Raw genomic sequence first — 21,582 nt, forward strand, 5'->3', positions numbered from 1 at the left:
GCCGCGGCATCGGCGGCGAGGTCGCGGCCCTGGCCGGCGCGCTCGGCGGCGGGCCCGCGCACCTCGCGGGGACCGGCGTAGGCGGGATGGTCGCGCAGGTGGCCGTGCTCGACCATCCCGACGCGTTCTCGGCGCTCACCCTGGCCGGTACCCGCGCGGTGGCGCCGGGGCCGCCCGATGACGACCTCCCCGACCATGACCAGGCGACCATGGGGCGGCTGTTCGCGCGTCCGATGCCCGACTGGGCCGACCGCGAGGCGGTGGCGGAGTTCGCCGCCGACGGCGCGAAGGTCCTCGGTGACGACCCCGTCGCCGCGTACGAGAACGCCGCGCGCATCTGGGACCGCACGCCCGGCACCGCGCCCGAGGTCCAGATGGCCAACCAGCTGGGCATGGTGTTCTCCCGGCTCGACTGCACACCCCGCTGGCGCGAGCGGCTGTCCGCGATCGAGGTCCCCGCGCTCGTCGTGCACGGCCGCCGCAACCGGTTCTTCCCCGTCGGCAACGGTGAGGCGCTCGCACGCGAGATCCCCGGGGCCCGGCTGCTGGTACTGGAGGAGGCCGCCACCGCGCTCCCCGATGCCGCGGTCGGCGAGGTCGCCGAGGCGATGCTCGCGCTCGGGTAGCGGCGCTTCCCCCAAGGCCCGTTCCCCGAAGCGCTTGGCCGGGGCCTTCCCGGACCCGGAAACGACACTGGTCCGGCGCGGCTCGATCGTTCTCACGAGCCTCACCGGACCAGTGCTTCCCCCGATCCCCCGTGGTCCGCCCCGCTCCCCGGTGTCCCCTCCGGGCCGGGACGTCCCCCGTTCCGCAAGGGGAGCCGCGCCGTTCCGCCGCCCCGTGTCGGCGGTGCCGGCGCCGCGCCCCTTCCGTGACCCTCACTCTTTCGTTCCTGCAGGTCGGGGCCCATCCGCGCTCGTACTCATCTCACTCACTAGGTACGGATACTCAGGCATACGCACTCATCCCCAGGCCGACCCGTTGCCGACTGGTTACGATCGCGTCCGTGTCCGTACTCCCCCTGGTGTTCACCAGCGGCTGGGCCAGCGGTATCAACGCGTATGCGGTGGTGCTCCTGCTCGGCGTCTTCGGCGTGACCGGCGTGAGCGACGAGGTGCCGCCCGCTCTGGAGCGCACCGACGTGCTCTGCGTGGCGGGCTTCCTCTTCCTGTGCGAAGCGGTGGCCGACAAGATCCCTTACGTCGACTCCCTCTGGGACACGGTGCACACCGTGATCCGGCCGGTGTCCGGAGCCGTGGTCGGAGCGCTGCTCGCGGGGCAGAGCGGTTCGATCTCGGATCTCGCGGCCGGTGCGGTCGGCGGTTCGACCGCGCTGGCCAGCCATTTCGTGAAAGCCGGGACACGGATGGCGATCAACACGTCGCCGGAGCCGTTCAGCAATGTGGTCATGAGCACGGCCGAGGATCTCGGCGTGGGCGGCATCGTCACGTTCGCGATGTTCTACCCGGAGGCGGCGGCGATCATCGCGGCAGTCCTGCTGATCCTCGGTCTGGCGTTGGTCCTGTTCCTGGCGCATCGCATCCGGCGCTTCATGCGCAGACGGGCGCAGAGACGTGAGGAGAAGCGCTTGGCGCGTGAGGTGAGCGGGGGACGACCACCGGGCTGAAGCCTTGCAGTGAGCGGCGGCGGACCGGGCGGGTCGGGGCGGAGCCCCCGCAAAGCCCGCCCGGACCCGGCCGGTACCCTCCCCGCATGGCACAAATCGTGGTGATCGGCGCCGGAATGGGCGCGATGGCAGCCGCCGCCCGGCTGGCCGTCGCGGGCCACCGCGTCACCGTGTTCGAACGCGAGGAGACGTACGGCGGGTCCGTGCGGCGCTTCGAGCGCGACGGGTTCCGTTTCGACACCGGCCCCGGGCTGCTCCCGCTGCCCGCCGTCTACCGCGATCTGTTCATCAAGACCGGCAAGCAGCCCCTGGAGGACTGCGTCGACCTTGTCCAGGTCGACCCCGCCGTCCGGCACCTCTTCGCCGACGGCACCGACCTCTCCGTGCCCAACGCTTCCCGCGCCGGCACCGTCGACGCCATCGAGGCGGCCCTCGGAAACGGCACCGGAGAGCGCTGGGCCCAGTTCCTGAACCGGGCCCGCGAGGCCTGGGACCGCGCCCGCCGCCCGCTGCTCGAGGAGCCGCTGTGGGAGGACTGGCGGGTGCTCGGCGAGCGGGATCCGTATCCCGCCGTCCGCAGGAGCGGCCTCCTTCGCAAGCGGCCGCCCACCTTCGCCGAGGCGATGCGGCACGAGCTGGCCGACCCCCGGCTGATCGCCCTCGTCGAGAGCTCCGTCCTCGCGTACGGACTCGATCCGCGTACCGCACCCGCGAGCGCCGCCGTGCTGCCGTACATGGAGCAGGCCTTCGGGACCTGGTACGTACGGGGCGGCATCCGCGAGCTCGCGACCGCCGTGTACGAGCGGTGCCTGCAGCGGAAGGTGCGGTTCACGTTCGGCGCCGAGGTCGTCGGCGTGGTCGAGAAGGACGGGCGCGCGGCCGGGGTCGAGCTCGCGGACGGCACCGTGCACGAAGCCGAGTTCGTGGTCGCCGGCGTCGATCCCGAGGCGCTCGCCGGCCGGCCCCTGCACGACCCGCGGCAGGACGCCGTGCTCGATACCGCACGCGTCCGTCCCGGCCGCTTCACCGTGCTGCTGGCTCTCAGTGGCGCGCGAGAAGGCGACGCCGTACATCGCACCGTCGTTCACACTCCCGGCCGCAAAGCCGAACTCGACGCCCTGGCAGGCGAGTTCGGGCCCGGCGTACGTCCGACAGTGACCGTGCTGAGGCCCGGCGATCCCGCGCTGGTGCCCGACGCCGAGCACGAGTCGGTGGTCCTGACCGCCGTCGCGCACAAGGTCGCCGACGCCGAGGACTTCGCCGACCGGATGATCACCGCCGCGGAGCAGGCCGTCCCCGCACTGCGCGACCGCCTGCTGTGGCGCGAGATCCGGACCCACGGCCCGGTCCCCCACCCCTCACTGGCCGGCGCCGACGCCCGCTACCTCCACCCGTCGAACACGACGCGCCTGCCCGGCCTCCACCACGTCGGCGGCTGGGCCCACCCGGGCGGCGGACTGCCGCACGCCGGGATGTCCGGCGCCCTGGTCGCGGGCCTGATCGTCGAAGGGCCGGACTTCCGGGGCTCGCAGTGAGCCCTGGCCGTCCGGCCCCTCATGTCGTACGAAAGATCAACTCTCAGTAGCGATAAGGCTGCTGCTCGTTGTACCCGGTGTCGTACCCCTCCGGGTTGTACGGCGGATACGCCGGCTGCTCGGGCGGCAGGCCCCCGGAGAGCGCCTCGTCGCCGTTGCGCTGCTGCGGCACCCACACTCCGCCGGGCGGGGTGCTGTCCCCGTAACCGCCCTGCTGGTACTGGGCGTACTGCCCGCTGTCGTAGCCCTGCTGCCCGCCGCCGTACGTGTCGTACTGGCCGGTGTCGTAGGACTGCGTGCCGATGTACGGGTCCGAGTAGGCCGCGTAACTCTGCTGGCCCTGCTGGTCGTACCCGTAGTTCTGCTGGTCGTAGCCGCCGTTGGTGTACGCGTCATAGCCGTACGAGGACGAGTCGGCGGCCGCCGCGGCGGCGGGCTGCTGCGGGTACGCATGGGACCCGGTGTCGTAGATGCCGTAGCTGCCGGTGTCGTCGGGCAGCGGCTCGGGCGCGTAGACCGAGGCCGGCTGCGGCGCATAGCCGTCGCCGCCGTAACCCTGGTCGCGGCCGTCGTAGCCGGAGTCCTGGCCGTCCCGGCCGTCCTCGCGGTACTCCGCCTCGTACTCCAGGTCCGAGACCTCGAGCGTCGGGTCCTGCTCCACCACGCCCCTGCGGCGGCGGCTCTCGCCCGGGTTGCCGCCGATCGCCCAGCCCGTGGAGAAGCCGCGGCGGAACGAGAGTGTCACGTACGTCTGGCCGATGGCGAACGCGATGGCGCCCGCCCCGATCACGTACACCGAGGGAATCAGCACACCGAGCACGACGCCGACGAAGCCGGCGAAAGCGAGCAGCCGCCAGCGCAGGCGCGCCTTGTACTGCAGCAGCACCTCGCCGAGCAGCCACAGCGCGACCAGTCCGAACGCGATGTAGAGGACCGTCCAGCCCATGTACGCCCCTCTCCTACGGCCCGCCGCGTAGGGGTGTGCGGCTGTGCCGGTTCAGGCCTGCGGGTGGTGCAGGCCCAGATTTTCGTAGATTTCCAGGGTCGCCGTGGAGTTGTTGAGCGTGATGAAGTGCAAACCGGGCACTCCCTCGGCAAGGAGCCGAGCGCAGAACTCCGTCGCGAACTCGATGCCAATGGAGCGTACAGCCGCGGCGTCCTCTTTGGATGTGAGGATCCGCTCTTTCAGCCCGGCGGGAATCTCGGCGTTGCTGAGCTGTGGCAGGCGTTCGAGCATCCGCACGCTCGTCACCGGCATGATCTCCGGGATGATCGGCGTCTCGCAGCCGGCCGCTTCGACGCGGTCGCGCAGGCGCAGATATTCCTCGGGGTGGAAGAACATCTGGGTGATCGCATAGTCGGCGCCCGCGCGGCATTTGTCCACGAAGTGCCGTACGTCCGCATCCCAGTCGGGCGAGCGCGGATGCATGGCCGGGAACGCCGCGACGCCCACGCAGAAGTCGCCGGACTCCTTGATGAGCCGCACCAGTTCGGACGCGTACGCCAGACCCCGCGGGTGCTTGACCCACTCGGCCATCGGGTCGCCGGGCGGATCGCCGCGGACCGCGAGGATGTTCCTGATCCCGGCGTCGGCGTACTGGCCGATGATGTTGCGCAGTTCGGCCACCGAGTGGTCCACGGCGGTCAGATGCGCGACCGGCGTGAGCGTGGTGTCGGCGACGATCTGCTGGGTCTCCGTGACCGTGCCCGCGCGGGTCGAACCGCCGGCGCCGTAGGTGACGGAGACGAAGTCGGGGGCGACCGCCTCGACCCGGCGCAGCGAAGTCCACAGATTCCGCTGACCCTTCTCGGTCTTGGGCGCGGAGAACTCGAAGGAGTACGTGGTCTTGCCGGTCGCGAGCATCTCGCGCACCGTGCGCGCGCGATCCATCCTGGTGGAAGCGGTACCGAGGGCCATAGGCGCAGGTTAGTCACCCCGGGTCCGCGCCCCAACCGCGAGCGGTTGTTATGCCGGGAATGCCGGTTTTCCGTCCACCCATCGGACAGTTGTCATACGAAAGCGCCGACGCTATTGCGTACGCAGGCGCTTGGCGAACTCCGCGGCCGCGGCGGCCGGATCGTCGGCCTCGGTGATCGCGCGGACCACGACGACACGGCTCGCGCCCGCTTCGAGCACCTCGTCCAGGTTGCCCAGATCGATCCCGCCGATGGCGAACCAGGGGCGGACCGCGGTGAGTTCGGCGGTGTGGCGCACCAGGTCGAGACCGGGGGCGTGGCGGCCGGGCTTGGTGGGGGTGGGCCAGCAGGGGCCGGTGCAGAAGTAGTCGGCGCCGGGCTGCTCCGCGGCGGCGGACGCCTCGGACGCGGCGTGCGTGGAGCGGCCGATGAGGACGTCCTCGCCGAGGATCGCGCGGGCCGCGGGGACCGGCAGGTCGCCCTGGCCGAGGTGGAGCACATCCGCGCCGGCGGCGTGGGCGATGTCGGCGCGGTCGTTCACGGCGAGCAGCTTGCCGTGCCGGCGGCAGGCGTCCGCGAAGACGGCGAGGTGCTCGAGCTCCTCGGCGGCCTCCATGCCCTTGTCGCGCAGTTGCACGATGTCGACGCCGCTGCCGAGGACGGCGTCGAGGAACTCGGGGAGATCGCCCTGACGCTTGCGGGCGTCGGTGCAGAGGTAGAGCCGGGCGTCGGCGAGCTGTTCGCGCGGCGTGCGGGCCGTTCCTGCGGTGGCGTTCATGAGATCCCCCCTGTTTCGCGGCGCACGGGCCCCGGACCGGGGTGCCTTGCGGCGGTCCCGGTCCCGGGGCCCGTATACCGAATGCTGGTCACGACGGCCGTTCGTCACCGGCCGGTGAATGTCGCTGTCAGACGGCGAGCGCCTGGGCGCGGCGCTTCACCTCCGTGCCGCGATTCTCGCTCAGAGCCTGTGCGGGGGTGCCGGGCAGGGTGTCGTCCGGCGTGAAGAGCCACTCCACCATCTCTTCGTCGGAGAAGCCGTCGTCCCGCAGGAGGGTCAGGAGCCCGGGCAGCCCCTTGACGATCTTCCATCCGTCTTCGGCGTTGCCGTCGATGAAGGCGGCGGGCACGTACAGCGCCTTGTTCTCGCCGCGGCGTACGGCGAGCAGCCGGCCTTCCTTGACGTGCTGCCGCACACGCGTCACCTCGACGCCGAACATGTCGGCGATCTCGGGGAGGTTCAGCCACGCAGGGACGAGCGCTTCGATCTTTGCGTCAATCTCGGTCACGGAATAAGGGTGCCATGGTTTGGGGCGCGTGTGATTGTTCGGTGTCCCGGACGGCTGGCTCCGGGCCCTCGGGGCGGTACCGCTCAGGCATCGGGCTGCTTCACCACCGCGCTCTTGAGGGGCACCGAGGCATCCGCAGCCTTGTCCGCGTCCAGGACCGCCCCCGCCTCGATCAGCTTCCGCCCCTGCGCCAGGTCGCGCGGGCGGCCCACCGCCAGGACCGCGACCAGGACCCCGTCCCGAAGCCAGCAGACCGACCACGCCGGGGTCGCCGGGTCGCCCCGCCACACCAGCCGGTCGGCGGACCCGTGGTGGCCCGCGTACTGGACGAAGCGGCCGAACTGCTCCGACCAGAAGTACGGCACCGGGTCGTAGACCGCCGGCTGCGTACCGATCACGTTGGAGGCCACCGCGCGGGGGCCCTGGAGGGCGTTGTCCCAGTGGTGGACCAGGAGGCGGGCCCCGTAGCGCGCCGAGGGGAACGAGGCGCAGTCGCCGACCGCGTACACATCCGGGGCGGAGGTGCGCAGCGAGGCGTCCGCGACGACCGCTCCGTCGGGGCCGAGCTCGATGCCCGAGTCCGCGAGCCAGGCCGTGGCCGGGCGGGCGCCGATCCCGACGACCACGGCACCGGCGGGCACCCGGGTGCCGTCGGACAGCAGGACGGCCCCCTCTTCGATCGCCTGAACGCGGGCGCCGGTGCGCAGCACGGCGCCCGACTCCTCGTACCAAGCCGCCATCGGCGCCGCGACCTCGGCCGGCAGCGCCCCGGCCAGCGGACGGTCCGCCGCCTCGACCACCGTGACGGCGCAGCCCGCGTCCCGGGCCGCCGTGGCGAACTCCGCACCGATCCAGCCGGCGCCGACCACCACGATGTCGTGCTGCTCGGCGAGCACGGGGCGCAGCCGCTGCGCGTCGTCGAGCGTGCGCAGCAGGTGCACGCCGGGAATGCCCGAAGCACCCGGCAGGTGCAGCGGTTCCGCTCCGGTGGCCAGGACCAGGACGTCGTACGGGACGGGCCCCTGCGCGGTGTCGAGTTCGTGTGCCTCGACGCGCAGGCCCGTGACCTCGCGGCCCACTTGGAGCTCCACTCCGAGCGCTTCGAAGTCCACCTCGAAGGCCGAGCCCTCGGCCTTGCCGAGCAGCACCGCCTTGGACAGCGGCGGCCGGTCGTACGGCTGGTGCGGTTCGGCGCCGATCAAGGTGACCGTTCCGTCGAAGCCCTGTTCCCGCAGGGCCACCGCCGTCTGCACACCGGCCATCCCGGCCCCGACGATCACCACGCGACGCTGCCCCACAGGTACCTCCCGCTGCTCGCTCATCCGATCACCATAAACAACTGACGAACCGTCAGGAAGGTGGGAAGTCACAGGTCAGGACGTGACCTGTTCCACAACGCTGGTGCCGCTTCCGGGCCGCGACTCCCACTCCCACGTCTCCTGGAGCCGGATCCGTCCGTCGGGGAGTTCCTCGATACGGGACACACAGTGCCCGGACGCCGTCTCGCCGTCGGTCTTCAACTGCACGTAACGGAAGTCCAGTACGTCCCCGTCACGCGAGCCGACCAGCTCACCCCGTACGACGTCACCACCCGCGTACGAAGCCCAGATCACCCCGTCCTGCTGGTGGTACGTGAAGCGGGTGCGGGTGCCCACCTGACCTGGTGCCTGGTCCTCCACGGGGGCCATCACGAGGCCGTCGAGCGAGCGGGCGGTCATCGGCTGCTCCCTTCAAGAGCGTTGGGACGTCGGGCTATGGTGGCAGGCGTAAAGCACTCGCGGGAGCCCGGACGTGCCGGGCTGAGAGGGAGGCGGCGGCCTCCGACCGTATGAACCTGATCCGGGTCATGCCGGCGAAGGGAGGGGCTGGACGCCCATGTCACAGCTGTCTTCGAAGGTGCCGTCCGACGTCGTCGTGGTGGGCGGCGGCATCATCGGTCTGGTCACGGCCTGGCGGTCCGCGCAGCTGGGGCTGCGCACCGCGGTCGTGGACCCCGCGCCCGGCGGCGGCGCCGCGCAGGTCGCGGCCGGAATGCTCGCCGCGGTCACCGAACTCCACTACGGCGAGGAGACCCTGCTCGCCCTCAACCTGGCCTCCGCCGCACGCTATCCGTCCTTCGCCGCCGAACTCACCGAGGTCAGCGGCGAACAGCTCGGCTACCGCTCCTGCGGAACGCTCTCGGTCGCACTCGACGCCGACGACCGCGCCCATCTGCGCGAGGTGCACGCCCTGCAGCAGCGCTCGGGGCTCGCCTCCGAGTGGCTCTCGGGCCGCGAGTGCCGGCGCCTGGAGCCGATGCTCGCGCCCGGTGTGCGCGGCGGCCTGCGGGCCGACGACGACCACCAGATCGATCCGCGCCGGCTCGCGAAGGCCCTGATCGTCGCCTGCGAGCGGGCCGGTGTGAGCTTCCACCGGCAGTGGGCCGAGCGACTTCTGCTCGTACGGGACAGGGCCTCGGGAGTCGTACTCGCGGACGGCACCGAGCTCGCCGCCGAGCAGGTGGTGCTGGCGGGCGGCAGCCACAGCGGGCTGCTCGCGGGACTGCCGGTCTCCGTGCCGGTGCGGCCCGTGAAGGGGCAGGTGCTCCGGCTGCGGATACCGCCCGCGTACGCCCCGTTCCTGCAGCGGACCGTACGCGCGGTCGTGCGCGGCAGCGATGTCTATCTCGTCCCGCGTGAGAACGGCGAGCTGGTCATCGGCGCCACCAGCGAGGAGCAGGGGTACGACACGACGGTCACCGCGGGCGGGGTCTACGAACTCCTGCGGGACGCCCACGAGTTGATCCCGGGGATCACCGAACTGCCCTTGGTGGAGACCCGGGCCGGCCTGCGCCCCGGCTCGCCGGACAACGCGCCGCTGATCGGCCCGACCCAGCTGCCGGGCCTGCTGCTCGCCACCGGGCACCACCGCAACGGTGTGCTGCTCACGCCCGTCACGGGCGACGCGATGGCGCACGCCCTGACCACCGGGGAACTCCCCCAGGACGTACGGCCCTTCAGCCCCAAGCGTTTCGGCGCCCTTCAGGAGCAGGCCGTATGAGCGAGTCAGGAGCAGGCCGTATGAGCGAGATCGCCGTGCACGTGAACGGACAGACGCGGGCGGTGTCCGACGGCACCACGCTCGACGCGCTGGTCGCCGCCGTCACCGCCGCGCCGTCCGGTGTGGCCGCGGCGCTCAACGAGACCGTCGTACCGCGCGGCGAGTGGCGGCGCACGGCGCTGTCCGCCGGTGACCGCGTCGAGGTTTTGACCGCAGTACAGGGAGGCTGACGAACATGGCCGACGATCCACTGGTCATCGGGTCGAGGACCTTCTCCTCACGGCTGATCATGGGCACGGGCGGGGCGCCCAGCCTCGATGTCCTCGAACGCTCACTGGCCGCGTCCGGTACGGAGCTGACAACCGTGGCGATGCGCCGGGTCGACCCCGGCACCAAGGGCTCGGTGCTCTCCGTCCTGGCCAAGCTCGGCATCGAGGTGCTGCCGAACACGGCGGGCTGCTTCACGGCGGGCGAGGCGGTGCTCACGGCCCGGCTCGCGCGCGAAGCCCTCGGCACGGAGCTGGTGAAGGTCGAGGTCATCGCGGACGAGCGCACGCTCCTCCCGGATCCGGTGGAGACCCTGGAGGCCTGCGAGACCCTCGTCGACGACGGCTTCACGGTCCTTCCGTACACGAACGACGACCCGGTGCTCGCGCGCAAGCTCGAGGACGTGGGCTGCGCGGCGGTCATGCCGCTCGGCTCCCCGATCGGTTCGGGCCTCGGCATCCGCAATCCGCACAATTTCCAGCTGATCGTGGAGAACGCGGGCGTCCCCGTGATCCTCGACGCGGGCGCCGGCACGGCCTCGGACGCGGCGCTCGCGATGGAGCTGGGGTGCTCGGCGGTGATGCTGGCGTCCGCGGTGACCCGGGCCCAGGAGCCGGTCCTCATGGCGGAGGCGATGCGGCACGGGGTCGAGGCCGGGCGTCTCGCCCACCGCGCGGGGCGTATCCCGCGCCGGCACTTCGCGCAGGCCTCGTCGCCGATGGAGGGGCGGGCGCGGCTGGATCCGGAGCGGCCGGCGTTCTGAGTCCCGGCGGAGTCCGCCGCGCGTCACAGGTCAGCCTCAGAACTGCCCCACATCCCCCCAACCAGGCAACCCTCCAAGCCACGGCTCGTACACTCGGCGCGTGGACACGACCCTTCAGGACCCTCTCGTCGGGCAGGTGCTCGACGGCCGGTACCGGATCGACGCCCGGATCGCGGTGGGCGGGATGGCCACGGTCTACCGGGCCGTGGACACCCGCCTCGACCGCGTACTCGCGCTCAAGGTGATGCATCCGACCCTGGCCGCCGACGCCGCCTTCGTCGACCGCTTCATCCGCGAGGCCAAGTCCGTCGCCCGGCTCGCGCACCCCAATGTGGTCGCCGTCTACGACCAGGGCGCCCAGGGCGCGTACGTCTATCTCGCGATGGAGTACGTGGCGGGCTGCACCCTGCGCGACGTGCTGCGCGAACGCGGCGCCCTGCGGCCGCGCGCCGCGCTCGACATCCTGGAGCCGGTACTCGCCGCCCTCGGCGCCGCGCACCGCGCGGGGTTCGTGCACCGGGACATGAAGCCCGAGAACGTCCTGATAGGGGACGACGGCCGGGTCAAGGTCGCCGACTTCGGGCTCGTACGGTCCGTGGACACCGTGACGAACACCACGGGCACCGTCCTCGGCACCGTCTCGTATCTCGCCCCCGAGCAGATCGAGCGCGGTGTCGCCGATCCTCGCGTCGATGTGTACGCCTGCGGTGTCGTGCTGTACGAGATGCTCACCGGCGCCAAGCCGCACACCGGCGAATCGCCCGCTCAGATCCTCTACAAGCATCTGCACGAGGACATCCCGCCGCCCTCGGCCTCCGTGCCGGGCCTGCCCGTCGACCTCGACGAACTGGTCGCCCTCGCCACCGCCCGTACGCCCGAGGTGCGCCCGTACGACGCGGTCGCGCTGCTCGGCCAGACCCGTACGGCGCGCGCCGCGCTCACCGAGGCCCAGCTGGACGCGGTGCCGCCGGCCGCCGTCGAGGACGCGCACACCCACTCCGAGGACCGTACGAGCGTGATCCCGCGCGCGGTCGCCTCCGTGCCGCAGCCGGGGCCCGCCCAGGAGGAGATCCACCGCACCAGCCGCCTGGAGATGCCGCCCCCGCCGCCCGGCCCGGTCGCGCCTGCGCGGGCGCAGCGCCCCCGGCGCGGGCTGTACACGGTGATCGCGGCCGTGATCCTGGCGCTCGGCATCGGTGCGGGCGTCTGGTACATCAACTCCGGCCAGTTCACCCAGGTCCCGGGCGTGCTCTCCAAGACCGAGGCGCAGGCGCGCAGGACGCTGCAGGACGCCGGTCTGAAGGTGAACGACGAGGTGCGCAAGAAGTACAGCGCCTCGTACGACCGCGGCCAGGTGATGGACACCGACCCGGACCGCGGCCAGCGCATCCGCGAGGGCGGCACGGTCACCCTGACCGTCTCGCTCGGGCAGCGCATCGTGCGCGTCCCCGATGTCAGCGGAACGCCGCTCGCCGAGGCGAAGAAGGAGCTCCAGAAGGCCGGGCTCGAACCGGGCACGGTCACCCGCGAATTCAGCGACGAAGTCAAGCGCGGCGATGTGATCCGCACCAGTCCGACCTCCGGTACGCAGCGCCAGTCCGGCACCGCCGTCGCGCTGACCGTGAGCAAGGGCGAGCCCGTCGAGGTGCCCGAGGTCACCGGCAAGACACCGGAAGAAGCGCGCGACGAGCTCGAGGAGGACGGCTTCAAGGTCGAGATCGCCGAGCAGCGGGTCCACTCCGAGCACGACAAGGGCCTGGTCGGCGAGCAGTCGCCCGGCGCCGGCGCCTCGCTCGGCGAGGGCGACACCGTCACCCTGACGATCTCCAAGGGCCCCGAGATGATCGAGGTCCCGGACGTCGTCGGCCTGAAGGTCGACGAGGCCAAGGACAAGCTCTCCGGAGCCGGCTTCGAGGTCGACGAGGACCGGGGTCTGCTCGGCCTGTTCGGCGACACGGTGGAGAGCCAGTCGGTCGAGGGCGGCGAGGAAGCCGCCAAGGGCTCGACGATCACCATCAAGATCCGCTGAAGGTGAACCGCGTCCGGGGTGCCACCGTCGTCGTGACACCCTGGGCAGCGTGCAGATCCCTCGTAACCCCGTCGGCAGCCATGTCCCTGTAGCCGGCGGGCTCTCCTCCAAAGGCCTCGCGTACGCAAGGGAGTTGGGCTGCGAGACCGTACAGGTCTTCGTCGCCAACCCCCGCGGCTGGGCCACCCCGCCCGGCAACCCCGCCGAGGACGAGGCCTTCCGCGCGGCCTGCGCGGCCGAGTCGATCCCGGCGTACATCCACGCCCCGTATCTGATCAACTTCGGCTCCCACTCCCCCGAGACGGTCGAGAAGTCGGTGGCCTCCCTGCGCCACTCGCTGCGCCGCGGCCGGGAGATCGGCGCGCTCGGCGTCGTGGTGCACACGGGTTCCGCGACGATGGGCCGCGACCGTGCGGAGGCCCTCGAGCAGGTACGCCGGCACATGCGGCCGCTCCTCGACGAGCTCACGCACGAGGACGATCCGTACCTCCTGCTCGAGTCGACCGCAGGGCAGGGCTATTCGATCTGCTCACGGACCTGGGACTTCGGCCCGTACTTCGACGCGCTCGGCCACCACCCCAAGCTCGGCATCTGTCTCGACACCTGCCATGTCTTCGCCGCGGGCCACGACCTCACCGGCCCGCACGGCATGCACCAGACCCTCGACCAGCTGGTGGAGACGGTCGGCGAGGGCCGTCTCAAGCTGATCCATGCCAACGACTCCAAGGACGTGGTCGGCGCCAAGAAGGACCGGCACGCCAACATCGGACAGGGCCATATCGGCGAGGACGCGTTCCGCGCCTTGATGAAGCACCCCGCGATGGACGGAGTGCCGCTGATCATCGAGACGCCGGGCGGGCCGTCGGGCCACACCGCGGATGTGGAGCTCCTGAAGAAGCTGCGGGACGGGTGAGGCGGGAAGGTCCGCGAAGGACTTGAGGGAATACCCCTAGGGGGTATACGGTTCTTGTTATCGACAGGAACCGCTACCTGACGTTGGGGGCCATCAGCCATGCAGCACGAAACGCACGCCGGACACTCGCACCACCAACACGAAGGCCACGGCGGGCACGATGAGCACGCCGGCCACGGCAACCACGAGGGACACGGCGGTCACGGTCACGGCGGTCACGGCAAGGTCTCCTGGGCCATGGCGGCCAAGGCCACGCTGCACTGCCTCACCGGGTGCGCCATCGGCGAGGTGCTCGGCATGATCATCGGCACTGCGCTCGGCTGGGGCACCGCGCCCACGATGGTCCTGGCCATCGCGCTGGCCTTCTTCTTCGGCTACTCGCTCACGCTGTTCGCGGTCGTCCGCGCCGGCCTCTCGCTCAAGGCCGCGATCGGTGTCGCGCTCGCCGCCGACACCCTCTCGATCACGGTGATGGAGATCGTCGACAACGGCGTCCTGCTCGCCGTACCGGGCGCGATGGAGGCCCATCTCAGCGACGCGCTCTTCTGGGGCGCCCTGGCCTTCGCCTTCGCGATCGCCTTCCTGGTCACGACCCCGGTCAACAAGTGGCTGATCGGCCGTGGCAAGGGACACGCGGTGGTGCACCAGTACCACTGACCCGTACCGCACAAGCCAGGATCAGAGCCCGGGACCACTCGCCGGGCTCTTCCTGCCGTCAGAGCTCGGGGCCGTCCCCGGGCTCCTCCTGGTACGAGTAGCGCTGCTCGCGCCAGGGGTCGCCGATGTTGTGATAGCCGCGCTCCTCCCAGAAGCCACGGCGGTCGGCGGTCATGTACTCGATGCCACGGACCCACTTGGGGCCCTTCCAGGCGTACAGATGCGGGACGACGAGCCGCAGCGGAAAGCCGTGCTCGGCCGTGAGCAGCTCGCCGTCGCGGTGCGTGGCGAACATGGTCTGCTCGGCCGTGAAGTCGGAGATCCGCAGGTTGGAGCTGAAGCCGTACTCGGCCCAGACCATGACATGGGTGACATCGGGCGCGGGCGGCGCGAGCTCGAGTACGGCGCGCGCGGGGACGCCGCCCCATTCGGCGCCGAGCACCGAGAATTTGGTGACGCAGTGCAGATCGGCGAGGACCGTGGCGTACGGCAGGGCGCCGAACTCCTCATGGGTCCAGCAGTGCTTCTCACCGTCGGCGGTGGCGCCGAAGACCCTGAACTCCCAGCGTTCCGGCCGGAATTTCGGTACGGGCCCGTAGTGGGTGACCGGCCAGCCCCGCTGCAGCCGCTGCCCCGGGGGAAGCTCGTTCTGCTTCTCGACGCGGCTTTCCGGCTGACCCATGTCTCCATGATGACAGCCCGCGGAGGGTGGACGTGACCAGGTCTGCACCGATTCGGGCAACTCCTACTAAGCATGCACTTACTGGACGGCCCAGAAACCCGGTGCAAGGATGCGGCGCACCTGCCCAGTCAAGCACTTGGAAGGAGCCTCTGCGATGCAGGGCGACCCCGAGGTCATCGAATTTCTCAATGAGCAGCTGACCGCCGAGCTCACGGCCATCAACCAGTACTTCCTGCACGCCAAAATGCAGGAGAACTTCGGTTGGACGAAGCTCGCGAAATACACGCGGCACGAGTCGATCGACGAGATGAAGCACGCGGAGGTGCTCACCGACCGGATCCTGTTCCTGGACGGGCTGCCGAACTACCAGCGGCTCTTCCACGTACGCGTGGGACAGACCGTCACCGAGATGTTCCAGGCGGACCGACAGGTCGAGGTCGAGGCCATCGACCGGCTCAAGCGGGGCATCGACGTGATGCGCGCGAAGGGCGATGTGACCTCGGCGAACATCTTCGAGTCGATTCTCGAGGACGAGGAGCACCACATCGACTATCTCGATACGCAGCTGGAGCTGATCGAGAAGCTCGGTGAGCCGCTCTACATCGCGCAGCTGATCGAGCAGCCGGAGGCCTGAGCCTGCACGGCACGTACGAGGAGCGTCAGGCGGCTTCGTCCAGCTCGACGTCGAGCTCCACCGCCGAGGCGAGTGCGGGCTTTCCCTGGTCGACCAGTTCGCGGCGGGGGCAGTTGCCCCGGCCGAGGATGGCCTGGATGCGGCGTACGCAGGAACCGCAGTCCGTACCGGCCTTGCACGCGGAGGCTATCTGCCGCGGAGTGCAGGCGCCGGCGTCAGCGTGCTGCTTGACCTGCTGCTCCGTGACACCGAAGCACGAGCAGACGTACACGCCGTTCACCTCCCGACGACAGGATCAGGTTGCGCTCTCCCGATGATCGGTGAGGCTAACCTAACCTTACCCGTCACGACCAGCGTGCAAAAGCACTGTGGGGCGCGGATCACAAGGATCCGCGCCCCACAGGCGTGTCGTACGCGTTGCGCCTTACTGGTCTCGGTACATCTCCGCGACAAGGAAGGCCAGGTCAAGGGACTGGCTGCGGTTCAGTCGCGGGTCGCAGGCCGTCTCGTAGCGCTGGTGCAGGTCGTCGACGAAGATCTCGTCGCCGCCGCCCACGCACTCGGTGACATCGTCACCGGTGAGCTCGACGTGGATACCGCCCGGGTGCGTGCCGAGCGCCTTGTGCACCTCGAAGAAGCCCTTGACCTCGTCCAGGACGTCGTCGAAGCGGCGGGTCTTGTGGCCCGAGGCGGCCTCGAAGGTGTTGCCGTGCATCGGGTCGGTGACCCAGGCGACGGTGGCACCGGAGGCGGTGACCTTCTCGACCAGCGTGGGCAGCTTGTCGCGGATCTTGTCCGCGCCCATCCGCACGATGAAGGTCAGCCGGCCCGGCTCGCGGTCCGGGTCGAGGCGCTCGATGTACTGCAGCGCCTCCTCCGGGGTGGTCGACGGGCCCAGCTTGATGCCGATCGGGTTGCGGATCTTCGAGGCGAACTCGATGTGCGCACCGTCCAGCTGACGGGTGCGCTCACCGATCCAGACCATGTGGCCCGAGACGTCGTAGAGGCGGCCGGTGCGCGAGTCCACGCGGGTCAGGGCCGACTCGTAGTCGAGAAGCAGCGCCTCGTGCGAGGAGTAGAACTCGACGGTGCGGAACTCGGCCGGGTCGGTGCCGCAGGCGCGCATGAACTTCAGCGCGTTGTCGATCTCGCGGGCGAGCTGCTCGTAGCGCTGGCCCGACGGCGAGTTCTTCACGAAGTCCTGGTTCCAGGCGTGCACCTGGTGCAGGTCGGCGTAGCCGCCGGTGGTGAAGGCGCGCACCAGGTTCAGCGTCGAGGCGGACGCGTGGTACATCCGCTTCAGGCGCTCGGGGTCCGGGACGCGGGCCGCCTCGTTGAAGTCGAAGCCGTTGACGGAGTCGCCGCGGTAGGTCGGCAGGGTCACGCCGTCGCGGGTCTCGGTGTCCTTGGAGCGCGGCTTCGAGTACTGGCCCGCGATGCGGCCCACCTTCACGACCGGCACGGAGGCCGCGTACGTGAGGACGGCGCCCATCTGGAGCAGCGTCTTGAGCTTGTTGCGGATGTGGTCGGCGGACACGGCGTCGAAGGCCTCGGCACAGTCGCCGCCCTGCAGCAGGAACGCCTCACCCTTGGCCACAGCGGCCATCCGGTTGCGCAGCTGATCGCACTCGCCCGCGAAGACGAGCGGCGGATACGACTCGAGGTCCGCGATCACATCGCGCAGAGCCTCGGCATCGGGGTACGTGGGCTGCTGCGCCGCGGGAAGGTCTCGCCAGGTGTTGCCACCGCTGACGGTGGTCTTAGCGTTCACGGTCACCTCGTCAACATTACGGGGTCGGTGAGGGTGCCCATTCCCCCGCCCACTTTGTGAGACGAACGTCCCAAGGGCGGACCGCGCGCCGCGGAACATGCGCTAGGGTCGGCCCCATGTTCGCGCATTCGACCCAGAACTGGTGGTGGACCGCTCATCCGGCGGCCCACTGACTGCGCGTTCCCAAGACTCGCGAAGGCCGCCCGAGGGGCGGCCTTTTTGTGTGTCCGAGGCCGTTCCTCCCCGAGATCCGAGATCCCGAGATCCGCCGGAAGGAACCCATGCCATGGACGACCGCCTCAGCCGACTTATCGACTCGGCAACCCCCTTCGCCCTGCTCCGCCGCCGCACCCCCGGCCGTGACCACGACACCGTCGAGATCCTGACCGGAGAGGTGCACGAGGCCGCGCACCTCGGCGAACTCCCCGATACCGAGCTCCCCTTGCTCGCGCTGGTCCCCTTCCGGCAGATCCGCGAGCGCGGCTTCGAGGTCACGGACGACGGCACGCCGCTGTCGTACCTGGTCGCGCGGGAGTCGTACGAGATGAGCCTGGACCAGGCCCTGGCCCAGCTGCCGGCGCATGACGTACGGGTGCGGGGCGGCGGCTTCGACATCGACGACGACACGTACGCCGGGATCGTGGAGCGGGTGATCCGGGACGAGATCGGGCAGGGCGAGGGCGCGAACTTCGTGATCCGGCGGACGTACGAAGGGGAGATCGAGGGCTTCACCAGGGCCGACGCGCTGGCGCTCTTCCGGCGGCTGCTCGACGGCGAGCGGGGCGCGTACTGGACGTTCGTGGTGCACACCGGGGACCGCACCCTGGTCGGCGCCAGTCCCGAGGTCCATGTGCGGATGAGCGGCGGCACGGTGGTCATGAACCCCATCAGCGGCACCTACCGCTACCCGGCCGAGGGACCGACCGCGGACGGGCTGCTCTCCTTCCTCGCCGACGCCAAGGAGCGCGCCGAGCTGTCGATGGTGGTCGACGAGGAGCTCAAGATGATGTGCACCGTCGGCGACCAGGGCGGGGTCGTCGTCGGGCCGCGCCTGAAGGAGATGGCGCATCTCGCGCACACCGAGTACGAGCTGCGCGGGAAGTCCAGCCTCGATGTGCGCGAGGTGCTCAAGGAGACGCTGTTCGCTGCGACCGTCACGGGCTCCCCGGTCGAGAACGCCTGCCGGGTCATCCGGCGCCACGAGGAAGGCGGCCGCGGCTACTACGCCGGCGCCCTCGCCCTGATCGGCCGGGACGCGGGCGGCGCACAGACCCTCGACTCCCCCATCCTGATCCGCACCGCGGACATCGCGGCGGACGGCCGCCTGCGGGTCCCGGTCGGCGCCACCCTCGTACGGGATTCCGTGCCGGCGAACGAGGTGGCCGAGACGCACGCCAAGGCGGCCGGGATCCTGGCCGCGCTCGGGGTGCGCCCCGGACGCCCCCGCACCGAGCGGTCCCGCCCCCGGCTCGGCGACGATCCCCGCGTACAGGAGGCGCTGGACTCGCGGCGCGGGTCGCTCGCGCCGTTCTGGCTGCGGATGCAGGAGCGGACCGGTGAGCTGAGCGGGCACGCCCTGGTGATCGACGGCGAGGACACCTTCACGGCGATGCTCGCCCACGTCCTGCGCTCCTGCGGCCTGTCGGTCACGGTCCGCCGCTACGACGAGCCCGGGGTGCGCAAGGCGGCGCTCTCGCACCAGGGGCCCGTCGTCCTGGGACCCGGCCCCGGCGATCCCTCGGACGCCGCCGACCCGAAGATGCGCTTCCTGAGCGAGCTGACCGCCGATCTCGTACGCGATCACCGGCACGGACTGCTCGGGGTCTGTCTCGGCCATGAGCTGATCGCCGCCGAGCTCGGGCTCGACATCGTCCGCAAGCAGGTGCCGTATCAGGGAGCGCAGACGCGGATCGTGCTGTTCGGGCGGCCCGAGACCGTCGGCTACTACAACAGCTTCACCGCGGTGTGCGACACCGAGACGGCGGCCGAGCTCTCGGCGCACGGGATCGAGGTGAGCCGGAGCTCGGGGACCGGCGAGGTGCACGCGCTGCGCGGGCCCGGGTTCGCCGGGGTGCAGTTCCACCCGGAGTCGGTCCTGACGCTGCGCGGGGCCGCCGTGGTGCGGGAGCTGATCGAGTCGGTGCGGGCCACGGTCCGGGTCTGAGGCGGCGTACGGACGGTCCGGGCCCCGGGAGCGCAGGGGCCTGGACCGCCGTATATTCGCGCATATCAGGCCAGAAGCCTCATGAGCCCAAGGCCCTACGAGCCAGCAGCCGCATCTCCTGGGAGCAGTCGTGGAAATCCTGTCATTCGGCGTGCAGGCCGACGAGAAGCCGCTCATCGAGAAGGCCTTCGAAGGACACCACGAGGTCCGCTGCCTGGACGTGTTCCTCACCGAGGACACGGCGCCGATCGCCGCGGGCTACGAGATCATCACGGTCAGCGTCAACGCCAATGTCAGCAGCCGGGTCCTGCAGACCCTGGCGGCCGGCGGCACCCAGATGATCGCCACGCGCTCCACCGGCTTCAACCACATCGACCTCGAGGTGGCCGAGCGCCTCGGCCTGACGGTGGCGCGGGTCTCGTACTACTCGCCGTACTCGGTCGCCGAGTTCGCCTGGACCCTCGCGATGGCGGTCAACCGCCGCATCGTGCGCGCCTCCAACCGCACCCGCGACTTCGACTTCCGGCTCGAGGGCCTGATGGGGCGCGACATGCGCGGCCGTACGGTCGGGGTGCTGGGCACCGGCAAGATCGGTGAGGCCTTCACCCGGATCGCGCACGGCTTCGGCATGAACCTGCTCGGCTGGGACGTCGCGCAGAACCCGGCCTGTCTGGAACTCGGCATGAAGTACGTCGAGAAGGACCAGCTCTTCGCCGAGTCCGATCTGATCAGCCTGCATGTGCCGCTGCTGCCCGCGACCCAGCACATCATCAACGCCGAGGTGCTCGGTGAGATGAAGGACGACGCGATCCTCGTGAACTCCAGCCGCGGCGGCCTCATCGACACCGAGGCGCTGGTCGACGAGCTGCGCAAGGGCCGCTTCACGGGCGTGGGACTCGATGTGTACGAGGCCGAGGCCGGCCTGTTCTTCTTCGACAAGTCGATCCAGGGCGTCGAGGACGACACCCTGGCCCGACTCCTGACGTTCCCGAACGTCGTGGTCACCTCGCACCAGGCGTACTACACCGAGGACGCGCTGAACCAGATCATCGAGACGACGCTGCAGAACGTCCTCGACTACCAGGCGGGCAAGCGCGGCGAGAACGTCCTGGTCCCCGCCGCGCCCAAGGCCGGCTGACCCGCCCTGCGGAAAACGGTCAGCCGAAGAAGACGCCGACCTCCTTGTAGAGCTCCGGGTCCACGGTTTTGAGCCTGGCCGTGGCCTCGGCGATCGGGACCCGCACGATGTTCGTGCCCTGCAGCGCGACCATCTTGCCGAAGTCGCCGTCCCGTACCGCCTCGATGGCGTGCAGTCCGAAGCGGGTGGCGAGCCAGCGGTCGAAGGCGCTCGGGGTGCCGCCGCGCTGGACATGGCCGAGCACCGTGGTGCGGGCCTCCTTGCCGGTGCGCTTCTCGATCTCCTTGGACAGCCATTCGCCCACGCCGGAGAGCCGGACGTGTCCGAAGGAGTCGAGCGTGCCGTCCTTGAGGACCATCTCGCCGTCCTTGGGCATCGCGCCCTCGGCGACGACCACGATCGGGGCGTACGAGGCCTTGAAGCGCGAAGTGACCCAGGCGCAGACCTGGTCCACGTCGAAGCGCTGTTCAGGGATGAGGATGACGTTGGCGCCGCCCGCGAGACCCGAGTGCAGGGCGATCCAGCCCGCGTGCCGGCCCATGACCTCGACGACGAGGACGCGCATATGCGATTCGGCCGTGGTGTGCAGGCGGTCGATGGCCTCGGTGGCGATGCCGACCGCGGTGTCGAAGCCGAAGGTGTAGTCGGTGGCGCTCAGATCGTTGTCGATGGTCTTCGGTACGCCGACGACCGGGATGCCGTACTCGTCCGTGAGCTTCGCGGCGACGCCGAGGGTGTCCTCGCCGCCGATCGCGATCATGGAGTCGACCTCGTACTTGGCGAGGTTCTCCTTGATGCGGCGGATCCCGTTCTCCTCCTTGAACGGATTCGTCCGCGAGGAGCCGAGGATCGTGCCGCCGCGGGGCAGGATGCCGCGTACGGCGGGGATGTCGAGCGGTACCGAGTCGCCTTCGAGCGGCCCGCGCCAGCCGTCACGGAAGCCCACGAACTCGTAGTCGTACTCCTGGACACCCTTGCGGACGATGCCGCGGATGACGGCATTGAGCCCGGGGCAGTCGCCGCCACCGGTCAGCACGCCGATTTTCTTGGCCCCCATGGGGAAGTCCCTTCGCCACGTTCGCTGTGTGACCCGTCACGCTAATGGTGATCCAGGTCACTTCACGGTGTCGAGGGCGCCAAATCCCTTGGCGAGCTTGGTA

The 21,582-nt window shown here is 70.4% G+C and carries 23 protein-coding genes and 1 riboswitch; of the genes, 13 read left to right on the forward strand and 10 right to left on the reverse strand.

What is annotated here, in order from left to right; translation table 11 throughout:
• The 3 genes from ABT367_RS10290 to ABT367_RS10300 all read left to right on the forward strand — a co-directional run.
• The coding region (locus ABT367_RS10290; RefSeq protein WP_352251558.1) for an alpha/beta fold hydrolase at positions 1-626 on the forward strand (626 nt) is incomplete at its 5' end.
• Between the two features lie 380 nt (positions 627-1,006).
• Positions 1,007-1,627 (forward strand): DUF4126 domain-containing protein, encoded by a 621-nt coding sequence (locus tag ABT367_RS10295; protein WP_352251560.1) that lies wholly within the window; start codon positions 1,007-1,009, stop codon positions 1,625-1,627.
• Between the two features lie 86 nt (positions 1,628-1,713).
• The gene (locus tag ABT367_RS10300) at positions 1,714-3,162 is read left to right on the forward strand and encodes a phytoene desaturase family protein (protein ID WP_352251562.1); all 1,449 of its coding nucleotides are present in this window, start codon (positions 1,714-1,716) and stop codon (positions 3,160-3,162) included.
• Positions 3,163-3,205: 43 nt separating this feature from the next.
• Here ABT367_RS10300 and ABT367_RS10305 read toward each other — a convergent pair whose 3' ends face one another.
• From ABT367_RS10305 to ABT367_RS10330, 6 genes are all read right to left on the reverse strand, one after another.
• Positions 3,206-4,108: a hypothetical protein gene (locus tag ABT367_RS10305; RefSeq protein WP_352251564.1), complete on the reverse strand. Its 903-nt coding sequence runs from the start codon at positions 4,106-4,108 to the stop codon at positions 3,206-3,208.
• Between the two features lie 51 nt (positions 4,109-4,159).
• A complete protein-coding gene (metF, locus tag ABT367_RS10310; protein WP_352251566.1) occupies positions 4,160-5,080 on the reverse strand; it encodes a methylenetetrahydrofolate reductase [NAD(P)H] in 921 nt (306 codons plus the stop codon).
• Positions 5,081-5,191: 111 nt separating this feature from the next.
• Positions 5,192-5,857, reverse strand: coding sequence for a thiamine phosphate synthase (gene thiE / locus ABT367_RS10315; RefSeq protein WP_352251568.1), 666 nt, complete (start codon positions 5,855-5,857; stop codon positions 5,192-5,194).
• Positions 5,858-5,984: 127 nt separating this feature from the next.
• On the reverse strand, positions 5,985-6,365 hold the full coding sequence (locus ABT367_RS10320) for an Rv2175c family DNA-binding protein (protein ID WP_352251570.1): 381 nt from the start codon (positions 6,363-6,365) through the stop codon (positions 5,985-5,987).
• Positions 6,366-6,448: 83 nt separating this feature from the next.
• A complete protein-coding gene (locus ABT367_RS10325) occupies positions 6,449-7,687 on the reverse strand; it encodes an NAD(P)/FAD-dependent oxidoreductase (protein WP_352251572.1) in 1,239 nt (412 codons plus the stop codon).
• A 51-nt stretch (positions 7,688-7,738) separates the two neighbouring features.
• Positions 7,739-8,083, reverse strand: coding sequence for a hypothetical protein (locus ABT367_RS10330; RefSeq protein WP_352251574.1), 345 nt, complete (start codon positions 8,081-8,083; stop codon positions 7,739-7,741).
• Between the two features lie 49 nt (positions 8,084-8,132).
• Positions 8,133-8,243: riboswitch (TPP riboswitch) on the forward strand.
• On the opposite strand from ABT367_RS10330, the gene thiO reads away from it, so the two are divergent.
• From thiO to ABT367_RS10360, 6 genes are all read left to right on the forward strand, one after another.
• Entirely contained in the window at positions 8,241-9,404 is a 1,164-nt protein-coding gene (gene thiO, locus ABT367_RS10335; protein WP_352251576.1) for a glycine oxidase ThiO, read from the forward strand. (Overlaps the previous riboswitch by 3 nt.)
• A gap of 29 nt (positions 9,405-9,433) precedes the next feature.
• Positions 9,434-9,634 (forward strand): sulfur carrier protein ThiS, encoded by a 201-nt coding sequence (gene thiS / locus ABT367_RS10340; protein ID WP_352251682.1) that lies wholly within the window; start codon positions 9,434-9,436, stop codon positions 9,632-9,634.
• A gap of 5 nt (positions 9,635-9,639) precedes the next feature.
• The gene (locus tag ABT367_RS10345) at positions 9,640-10,434 is read left to right on the forward strand and encodes a thiazole synthase (protein ID WP_352251577.1); all 795 of its coding nucleotides are present in this window, start codon (positions 9,640-9,642) and stop codon (positions 10,432-10,434) included.
• A gap of 100 nt (positions 10,435-10,534) precedes the next feature.
• Complete coding sequence (gene pknB / locus ABT367_RS10350) at positions 10,535-12,463, forward strand: Stk1 family PASTA domain-containing Ser/Thr kinase (protein WP_352251579.1); 1,929 nt, start codon at positions 10,535-10,537, stop codon at positions 12,461-12,463.
• A gap of 55 nt (positions 12,464-12,518) precedes the next feature.
• Positions 12,519-13,376 (forward strand): deoxyribonuclease IV, encoded by an 858-nt coding sequence (locus ABT367_RS10355; protein ID WP_352251684.1) that lies wholly within the window; start codon positions 12,519-12,521, stop codon positions 13,374-13,376.
• Positions 13,377-13,475: 99 nt separating this feature from the next.
• On the forward strand, positions 13,476-14,033 hold the full coding sequence (locus ABT367_RS10360; RefSeq protein ID WP_352251581.1) for a DUF4396 domain-containing protein: 558 nt from the start codon (positions 13,476-13,478) through the stop codon (positions 14,031-14,033).
• Positions 14,034-14,091: 58 nt separating this feature from the next.
• On the opposite strand, the gene ABT367_RS10365 is transcribed toward ABT367_RS10360, so the two are convergent.
• Positions 14,092-14,715, reverse strand: coding sequence for a sulfite oxidase-like oxidoreductase (locus tag ABT367_RS10365; protein WP_352251583.1), 624 nt, complete (start codon positions 14,713-14,715; stop codon positions 14,092-14,094).
• Between the two features lie 154 nt (positions 14,716-14,869).
• On the opposite strand from ABT367_RS10365, the gene bfr reads away from it, so the two are divergent.
• Positions 14,870-15,349, forward strand: a complete 480-nt coding sequence (gene bfr / locus ABT367_RS10370) for a bacterioferritin (protein WP_165333289.1) — start codon at positions 14,870-14,872, stop codon at positions 15,347-15,349.
• Between the two features lie 25 nt (positions 15,350-15,374).
• On the opposite strand, the gene ABT367_RS10375 is transcribed toward bfr, so the two are convergent.
• Both ABT367_RS10375 and ABT367_RS10380 read right to left on the reverse strand, forming a co-directional pair.
• On the reverse strand, positions 15,375-15,629 hold the full coding sequence (locus ABT367_RS10375) for a (2Fe-2S)-binding protein (protein ID WP_352251586.1): 255 nt from the start codon (positions 15,627-15,629) through the stop codon (positions 15,375-15,377).
• Positions 15,630-15,773: 144 nt separating this feature from the next.
• The gene (locus tag ABT367_RS10380; RefSeq protein ID WP_352251588.1) at positions 15,774-17,126 is read right to left on the reverse strand and encodes a class II 3-deoxy-7-phosphoheptulonate synthase; all 1,353 of its coding nucleotides are present in this window, start codon (positions 17,124-17,126) and stop codon (positions 15,774-15,776) included.
• 110 nt (positions 17,127-17,236) lie between these two features.
• Between ABT367_RS10380 and ABT367_RS10385 the strand changes: the two genes are divergently transcribed.
• The 3 genes from ABT367_RS10385 to ABT367_RS10395 all read left to right on the forward strand — a co-directional run bounded on the left by ABT367_RS10385 (position 17,237) and on the right by ABT367_RS10395 (position 20,422).
• Positions 17,237-17,293 carry a trp operon leader peptide gene (locus ABT367_RS10385; protein WP_071528813.1) on the forward strand — a complete coding sequence of 19 codons (57 nt, stop codon included), beginning with the start codon at positions 17,237-17,239 and terminating at the stop codon, positions 17,291-17,293.
• Between the two features lie 113 nt (positions 17,294-17,406).
• Positions 17,407-19,284, forward strand: coding sequence for an anthranilate synthase family protein (locus ABT367_RS10390; protein WP_352251590.1), 1,878 nt, complete (start codon positions 17,407-17,409; stop codon positions 19,282-19,284).
• A 130-nt stretch (positions 19,285-19,414) separates the two neighbouring features.
• Entirely contained in the window at positions 19,415-20,422 is a 1,008-nt protein-coding gene (locus tag ABT367_RS10395) for a 2-hydroxyacid dehydrogenase (protein WP_352251592.1), read from the forward strand.
• Positions 20,423-20,441: 19 nt separating this feature from the next.
• Here the strand turns inward: ABT367_RS10395 and ABT367_RS10400 are convergent, their stop codons facing one another.
• Positions 20,442-21,479: a 6-phosphofructokinase gene (locus ABT367_RS10400; protein WP_352251594.1), complete on the reverse strand. Its 1,038-nt coding sequence runs from the start codon at positions 21,477-21,479 to the stop codon at positions 20,442-20,444.
• Positions 21,480-21,582 lie beyond the last annotated feature (103 nt).

The organism is Streptomyces mesophilus, assembly GCF_040300965.1.
Lineage (GTDB): Bacteria > Actinomycetota > Actinomycetes > Streptomycetales > Streptomycetaceae > Streptomyces > Streptomyces mesophilus_A.

Excerpts from the sequence above, each read along its gene's own strand:
- ABT367_RS10300 (WP_352251562.1), top strand. The coding sequence starts at position 1,714 with ATGGCACAAATCGTGGTGATCGGCGCCGGAATGGGCGCGATGGCAGCC.
- ABT367_RS10305 (WP_352251564.1), bottom strand. The coding sequence starts at position 4,108 with ATGGGCTGGACGGTCCTCTACATCGCGTTCGGACTGGTCGCGCTGTGG.
- metF (WP_352251566.1), bottom strand. The coding sequence starts at position 5,080 with ATGGCCCTCGGTACCGCTTCCACCAGGATGGATCGCGCGCGCACGGTG.
- thiE (WP_352251568.1), bottom strand. The coding sequence starts at position 5,857 with ATGAACGCCACCGCAGGAACGGCCCGCACGCCGCGCGAACAGCTCGCC.
- ABT367_RS10325 (WP_352251572.1), bottom strand. The coding sequence starts at position 7,687 with ATGAGCGAGCAGCGGGAGGTACCTGTGGGGCAGCGTCGCGTGGTGATC.
- ABT367_RS10330 (WP_352251574.1), bottom strand. The coding sequence starts at position 8,083 with ATGACCGCCCGCTCGCTCGACGGCCTCGTGATGGCCCCCGTGGAGGAC.
- thiO (WP_352251576.1), top strand. The coding sequence starts at position 8,241 with ATGTCACAGCTGTCTTCGAAGGTGCCGTCCGACGTCGTCGTGGTGGGC.
- ABT367_RS10345 (WP_352251577.1), top strand. The coding sequence starts at position 9,640 with ATGGCCGACGATCCACTGGTCATCGGGTCGAGGACCTTCTCCTCACGG.
- ABT367_RS10360 (WP_352251581.1), top strand. The coding sequence starts at position 13,476 with ATGCAGCACGAAACGCACGCCGGACACTCGCACCACCAACACGAAGGC.
- ABT367_RS10365 (WP_352251583.1), bottom strand. The coding sequence starts at position 14,715 with ATGGGTCAGCCGGAAAGCCGCGTCGAGAAGCAGAACGAGCTTCCCCCG.
- bfr (WP_165333289.1), top strand. The coding sequence starts at position 14,870 with ATGCAGGGCGACCCCGAGGTCATCGAATTTCTCAATGAGCAGCTGACC.
- ABT367_RS10390 (WP_352251590.1), top strand. The coding sequence starts at position 17,407 with ATGGACGACCGCCTCAGCCGACTTATCGACTCGGCAACCCCCTTCGCC.
- ABT367_RS10400 (WP_352251594.1), bottom strand. The coding sequence starts at position 21,479 with ATGGGGGCCAAGAAAATCGGCGTGCTGACCGGTGGCGGCGACTGCCCC.